General features: G+C 74.3%; 4 protein-coding genes and 2 pseudogenes. 1 reads left to right on the top strand and 5 read right to left on the bottom strand.

All coding sequences use genetic code 11. The annotated features are described in order from the left end of the window. Positions 1-121 precede the first annotated feature (121 nt). The 4 genes and pseudogenes from AB0B66_RS28345 to ssd form a co-directional block, all read right to left on the bottom strand. Positions 122-286, bottom strand: a complete 165-nt coding sequence (locus AB0B66_RS28345; protein ID WP_360535647.1) for a DUF4244 domain-containing protein — start codon at positions 284-286, stop codon at positions 122-124. A gap of 160 nt (positions 287-446) precedes the next feature. Continuing rightward, a pseudogene (locus tag AB0B66_RS28340) lies at positions 447-926 on the bottom strand (type II secretion system F family protein); the annotation flags it as partial. 914 nt (positions 927-1,840) lie between these two features. Continuing rightward, a pseudogene (locus AB0B66_RS28335) lies at positions 1,841-2,842 on the bottom strand (TadA family conjugal transfer-associated ATPase); the annotation flags it as partial. Between the two features lie 28 nt (positions 2,843-2,870). After that, complete coding sequence (gene ssd, locus AB0B66_RS28330; protein ID WP_360535645.1) at positions 2,871-3,923, bottom strand: septum site-determining protein Ssd; 1,053 nt, start codon at positions 3,921-3,923, stop codon at positions 2,871-2,873. Between the two features lie 551 nt (positions 3,924-4,474). Between ssd and AB0B66_RS28325 the strand changes: the two genes are divergently transcribed. Then, positions 4,475-5,278 carry an HAD-IB family hydrolase gene (locus AB0B66_RS28325; protein WP_360535631.1) on the top strand — a complete coding sequence of 268 codons (804 nt, stop codon included), beginning with the start codon at positions 4,475-4,477 and terminating at the stop codon, positions 5,276-5,278. 298 nt (positions 5,279-5,576) lie between these two features. Here the strand turns inward: AB0B66_RS28325 and AB0B66_RS28320 are convergent, their stop codons facing one another. Then, the gene (locus AB0B66_RS28320) at positions 5,577-6,317 is read right to left on the bottom strand and encodes an oxidoreductase (RefSeq protein WP_360535629.1); all 741 of its coding nucleotides are present in this window, start codon (positions 6,315-6,317) and stop codon (positions 5,577-5,579) included. Between the last annotated feature and the right edge of the window lie 81 nt (positions 6,318-6,398).

Raw genomic sequence — 6,398 nt, 5'->3', positions numbered from 1 at the left:
TAACTCTCTTCCCCCCCCCCCCGCACTGCCCACCGCGCGCCGGTGCCGGTCACCCCCTGCCCCCCCCGGGGGGGTCGCCCCCCCGCCAGCTCGGCGGTGGCGCTACCCCGGTCCGTTCGGCTCACCCGAGGGCCCGTTGGATCACGCCGGACAGCGCCGCCTGCACGCCGTCGCTGGTCAGCACCTTGAGCAGCAGTCCGGCGAAAGCGACGGCGGCCAGGGTGCCGACGGCGTACTCAGCGGTGTTCATACCGGCGTCGGGCACCGGCCGCCGGGCGGGGCCCACCGACTCCGCGAGGATCGCGGCGGCGTCGGCATCGACGTCGCGCAGCCGGGCGGGCGCGGGAACGGGCGGGCGGATCGGCGTCAGGACCGTGGCGTCCACGGGCGGGACCTCCCTTCGCAGTGGCCTCTGTCGGGGCATGACGATCTCCTTTCGTGGCGGGTCAGAGCACCTCGCCGAGCACGGCGAGGACCACCGGCACCAGGCCGGCGAGTACGAAGGCGGGCAGGAAGCACAGCCCGAGCGGGAGGACGATCAGGACACCGGCGCGTTGTGCCCCGGCCTGGCGGCGTACCGCGGTGTCGGCGCGCAGGTCGTCGGCGCACCGGTGCAGTGCGCCGGCCAGCGCTGATCCATTGGCGGAGCTGCGTTCCACCGCCGCCACGAGGCGGCCGGCCGGTGGCAGCTCAGCCAGGTGCGACCAGGCTTCGGCCGCGGTCGCTCCCAGGCGCAGGGATCGACCGATCCGCTGCAGCCGGATGCCGAGCGGCCCGTCCAGTGCCGCGCCGACGCTGCGCACGGCGTGGTCTAGCGGGGCTCCGGAGCGCAGTGCGGTGCCGATCAGATCCACGGCCCAGGGCAGGTCGGCCAGCGCCCGCTCCCGCTCCGCACGCACGGCCGCGGGCTCCCTCCGCCGCAGCACGGCCACGGTCCCGCCCGCGACGACGACACCCAGCACGCCACCGGCGAGGGACGGCAGCAGCGCGATCACCGCACCGCCCGCCACCGTCCCCAACAACCAGGGGGTACGCCCGCTCGACTGCTCCGCGGACTGCCGCAGCGGCAGGCGGCTCAGCCGTTTGCGGGCCGTGAACCGTCCGACGGCCCGGTCCACGGCCGAACGTGCCCCGGGCCGCAGCAACCGGCGGGTCCAGGCGAGCCCGGCCGCCTGCAGCACAGCGGCTCCGCAGGCGCAGGCGACACCGGTCGGCGTGTGCAGCAGGATCCGCAGCGCGTCGACGCCGATCAGGTGACCGAGCCCGATGCCGCCGATCGGCAGCGCGGCGAGCAGCACCGCGGTCAGTTGCGCACCGGCCGCCTGGGCGTGGGCGGCGGCGTCGGCCCGGTCGGCGGCGCGGCACTGCGCCTCCAGCCGTTCCAGCAGGTCGGCCAGGGGCGCACCGGTGCTCGCGGCGAGTCGCTGCGCCGCATGCACGGCTCGGTCCAGCTCGTCGTCCGGCAGCAGCAGCACTGTGCCCGCGCCGCCGGCCCGCAGTTCCGCCGCGGATGCGCAGAGCAGGTCGAGGGCCCGCTGCCGGTGTCCCGCGTCGCGCCCGGCGGACCGCTGCTCGCGCCACATCCGCAGCGCGAGCAGGGTGTACCCGGCCGCGATCAGCCCACCCACCGACGAGTCCAGCAGCAGCCACGAACCCACACCGGCGACCGCCGCGACGCCCCGCGTGCGGAGCAGCGACAAGGTCCAGCCCGCGCCGGCCGTCGTGCGGGAACCGTCGCGCTGCGGACGCCCGGTGGCCCGTGCCAGGCGACGCCGCGTGGCGGAGGTCAGAGCAGGGCCGACGAGACCGCGCAGTCGTGCGGTGGCCGTGTTGGCGGTGCTCATCGCGCCTCCAGCCAGGTCGGCGGGGGGACGTCGCGGGCGCGCAGCAGTGCGCCGAGTTCGGCGGCCGCGGGCAGCACGCCGCCGTCGCGCCGCCAGACCGGCCGGGCCGCCACCAACCGTTCCGGGCCGTCCGCGGTGAGCAGGCAGACCTCGTCGAGCATTCGGCCCGACGGCGTACGCCGCAGATGCAGCAGCACCCGGATGGCCGCGGCGACCTGCGCGTGCAGTGCGGGGCGGGGCAGACCACCGAGCAGCCCGAGCGCCTCCAGCCGCGCGGGCACGTCCGCGGGGGCGTTGGCGTGCAACGTTCCGGCGCTGCCCTCGTGGCCGGTGTTGAGCGCGGCCAGCAGATCCACCACCTCCGCACCCCGACACTCACCCACCACCAGCCGGTCCGGGCGCATCCGCAGGGCCTGGCGCACCAGCTCGGCGAGGCCGACCACGCCCGCGCCCTCCACATTGGAGGTGCGCGCCTGCAACGTGACGACGTGCGGGTGCGCGGGACGCAGCTCGGCCGAGTCCTCCACCAGCACGATGCGTTCCCGGCCGGGCACCGCGGCGAGCATCGCCCCGAGCAGCGTGGTCTTGCCCGATCCGGTGCCGCCGGAGATCAGGAAGGTCAGCCGGGCCGCGACGATCGCGGACAGCAGCCGGGCCGTGTCCGGTGGGACGAGGTCCGCCAGCGCCATCGGCCGCTGCCGGAACGTGCGCAATGACAGGTACGGCCCGGCGGTCGCCACCGGTGGCAGCACCGCGTGCAGGCGCGTCCCGTCGGCCAGCCGCGCGTCGACGTACGGCTGCCCGTCGTCGAGCCGCCGCCCGCACGCCGCCGCGAGCCGCTGTGCGAGCCGTCGCACGGCGTCGACCGACGGCATGGTGAACGGTTCACGGACCAGCCCGGATCCCCGATCCGTCCACACCTGCACCCCGTTGACCAGTACGTCGGTCACTTCGGGCGCAGCCAGCAGCGGACCCAACGGCCCGGCCCCGACCAGCTCGCTCATGACCTCTCCTCACTGCGCTCGCTCATGCCATGACTTCGCGGATCAGGCGGCCGCACAGGGTGGCCAGGGGACCGCGGCGTGCGCTGCCCGGGGCGTGGCCGCGTTCGAGCGCGGCGGCCAGGCGCGGCTCCGGTGGCAGCATCCCGGCCAGCGGCAGGCCGAGCGCCCGGGCCAGGTCGTCAGGGCCCAGCCGGCCGGGTGCCGGGCCGCGGACGACCACGGACAGCTCGCGCCGGTACGCCGACACGACGTCGACCACCCGGGCCGCCGCCGCGGCGGCGCGCAGCTCGGCGGGCACGACGAGCAGCACCCGGTCGGCGGCCTGGAGCACGACGGCCGCGGCGTCGTCGAGGCGGCGGGGCAGGTCGACGACGACCAGGTCGCGGCCGCGCCGGCCGGCGTCGAGTGCGGCGGCCATGGCGTCGGGCGGCAGCGCCGGGGAGATCGGGGTGTCCTCGTCGGGGATGTCGCGGGCGCAGGAGAGCACCACGAGGTCGCCGCGGCTCGGCAGGGCGTCGACGAACGCGGCCGGGTCGACGGGGCCGCTGGCCCTGGCGAGCTGGGGCCAGCGCAGCCCGCGCAGTTCCTCCCAGCCCAGCAGCAGGTCGGCGCCGCCGCCGAGCGGGTCCGCGTCGACGAGCAGGGTGCGCAGCCGGGTGCGGCACGCGGTGACGGCCAGTCCTGCGGCCAGCACGCTGGCTCCGGCTCCGCCGCGCCCGCCGAGCACGGCCAGCACCCGTCCGGTGCCGGCGGCCGGGGCGCGGCCGATTCCGGCGAGCCGTTCGACGAGCCACGACTCGGCCGCGGGCAGCAGCGCGACGTGTTCGGCCCCGAGCGGCTGGGCGTAGTCCCACGGCCGGGAGTCGGTGCTGTCGCGGCAGACCACGACGACCCCGGCCCGGCGTGGCAACCGGGCGCGCAGGCAGCCGGGCACCATGTCGCCGCCGATCAGCACCAGCGGGGCGGGCCCGTAGCGCAGGCGCGCCGCGGACAGGTCGTGGGCGACCTCGACCTCGGCGCCCGCGGCTGAGCCCAGCCGCAGCAGGTCGTCGAGCAGGTCGGCGTCGGCGGTCACCAGCAGGGTGCGAGGGGCCGCGGGCGGGGCGAACGGACGGGTCATGCCCGGCACTGTGCGCGGGCGGGGCGGTGCCGGACCAGCGATCGGATCGGCCGCCTGTGGACGGACAGGCGCTTGTGGACAGTGCGCCGATCATCATGTCGATCTGTTATGCGGCCGACCCGCGCGGTGGGTGAACCGGCAGCCCGTGACCGCCGGGGCGCAGATGACGACGACCCCCGTCCGGGGAGACGGGGGTCGTCCTGGGGTCCGGCTCTCAGGGGGGATGGTGAGCCGGAGCCCGCTCAGCGGCTGCGGGGGGGGTGGCACCCGCTGAGGGCTGTTGCGAAAGCATGCCTGACTTGACGGCGCGCCGTCGAGAGGGGTCGGGGCCGACACGCGCCGACACGCCGTAGATGAACCCAAGATCCTACGCTGCGCAATCACTGATTCGCCGCTCAGTAACCAGCGATTGCGCACATACCTGCGCCCCCTCGTACGAGCGACTGCCGCTATCCGACGGACGGGCGGACACCACCGCCGCGAGCACCCGGCTACACTTTCCGACCGTGGGCCGCAGCGCCGCGTTTTTCGACCTGGACAAGACCGTCATCGCGACTTCGAGCGCGCTGGCATTCGGCAGACCGTTCTATCGTGACGGCCTGATCACTAAACGTGACGTCGTTAAGACCGCGTTCGCCCAGTTCATGTTCAAGCGCGGCGGTGCCGACGACCAGGCCATGGTGCGCACCCGCGACTACATGGCCGAGCTGGTCAAGGGCTGGCGGGTGGACCAGGTCCGCCAGATCGTCAACGAGACGCTGCACGAGCTGATCGACCCGTACATCTACGCCGAGGCGGCGACCCTCATCGAGGAGCACCAGGCGGCCGGCCGCGACATCGTGCTGGTGTCGGCCTCCGGCGAGGAGATGGTGCAGCCCATCGGCGCGCAGCTCGGCGTCACCGACGTCATCGCCACCCGGATGAAGGTCGCCGAAGGCCAGTACACCGGCGAGATCGAGTTCTACGCCGCGGGCGGGGCCAAGGTCGAGGCGGTGCGCAAGCTCGCCGCCGAGCGCGGATACGACCTCGGCGAGTGCTACGCCTACTCGGACTCCATCTCCGACATCCCGCTGCTCGCCGCCGTCGGCCACCCCAGCGCGGTCAACCCGGACAAGGCGCTGCGCCGCGAGGCCAACGAGCGGCGCTGGCCGGTGCTGGAATTCCGGCACCCGGTCCCGCTGGGCCGCCGGCTGCGCAACCGCCCGGCAGTCCCGGTCGCGGCCGCGCTCGGCATCGGAGTCGGCGTCGCCATCGGCATCGCGTGGTACGGCCGCCGCAAACGCGCCCGTGCCGCGGCTTCTGCCCTCTGACGGGTGATTTGGCTGCCACAACAGCCCCATCAGTCACACATTGGGCGCGAAGCCTGGCCATCACCGCCGAACGGGCGTAGAAAAGTGGTTACGGAAGCATTCTGCAGCTGGAAGTAGCTGGCAGAAGCCGGCTTTCGGGTACGGCCTCCGGGCACCCACGCGCGATCTAGCCGTCGTGAAGGCAAAGTCCCGGTGTGATCTTCGGGTCCACTGAGGGCGGTTGCTAAGAGGTGCACGCCTGGTAACCCGGCAGGAAGTACGCGATGGCGCCGCGAACAGTGCGGCGCCATCCATACTGTCAGCCCACGGCGGCCAGGACCGCGTCGCCGACTACGGCGATCTCCGCGCAGCCCTGCTCTACCGCAGTGGCGTAGTGGCGCAGCCAGGAGCGCAGGCCGTCGGGGGTGCCGGTGGCGAAGGCCCCGGCGGCGCCGATGTACTCGGGTTCGCGGGCGAGGTGGGCCAGTTCCACGGCGACCAGGCCGCGCGGGTCGAAGCCGCTGCCGACCAGGGTGAGCCGGGCCGCGGCCCGGGCCACGATCCCGTTCACGCCGGGGAACGACTGGATCGCCAGCAGCTCGCCGTGCACGACGGCCGCGCGGACCAGCGGGTTGCCCGCCTGGGCAGAAACGATCTCCAGCAGGGTGTCCAGCCGCGCGGCGCTGTCCGCGGTCGGCTTGCCCAGCGTGGCGTCGGGCAGCACCCCGGTCCCGGCCAGCAGGTGCAGTTTCGCGAGCACCTGCCGCGGCGCGCCATGCCAGTGCTGGTGCAGGGTGGGCAGTGCCTCGGCGACACGCAGCGCCCCTTGCAGCACCGCGTCCAGCACGGTGCCGCCGCGGACGTCGCTCAGCTCGTACCGGTGGCCTTCCAGCGCGGCGCTGGCGACCGCACAGCGCAGGCTGATCTCGGCGGCGACCGCGCCCCCCTGCCGCCGCAACGCGCGGTGCTTGTAGGCACCGTCCACCGCAGCGCGTGCGCCATTCACCGCAGATTCGACGTCGGCCAGTTTCAACAGCGGTGCCAGCGGATCCATAGTCACAGCCAGAGCGTAACGAAGCCCGGTGGAGATCAGCCGGGCAAAATAGTTAGGGACCCTTACTGTAAAGGTTGGTCATCGGGC

Source organism: Catellatospora sp. NPDC049111, assembly GCF_040648615.1.
Classification (GTDB): Bacteria; Actinomycetota; Actinomycetes; order Mycobacteriales; family Micromonosporaceae; genus Catellatospora; species Catellatospora aurea.
Note: the sequence above shows the minus strand (reverse complement) of the source record. Positions and strands in the feature narration are given on the sequence as shown.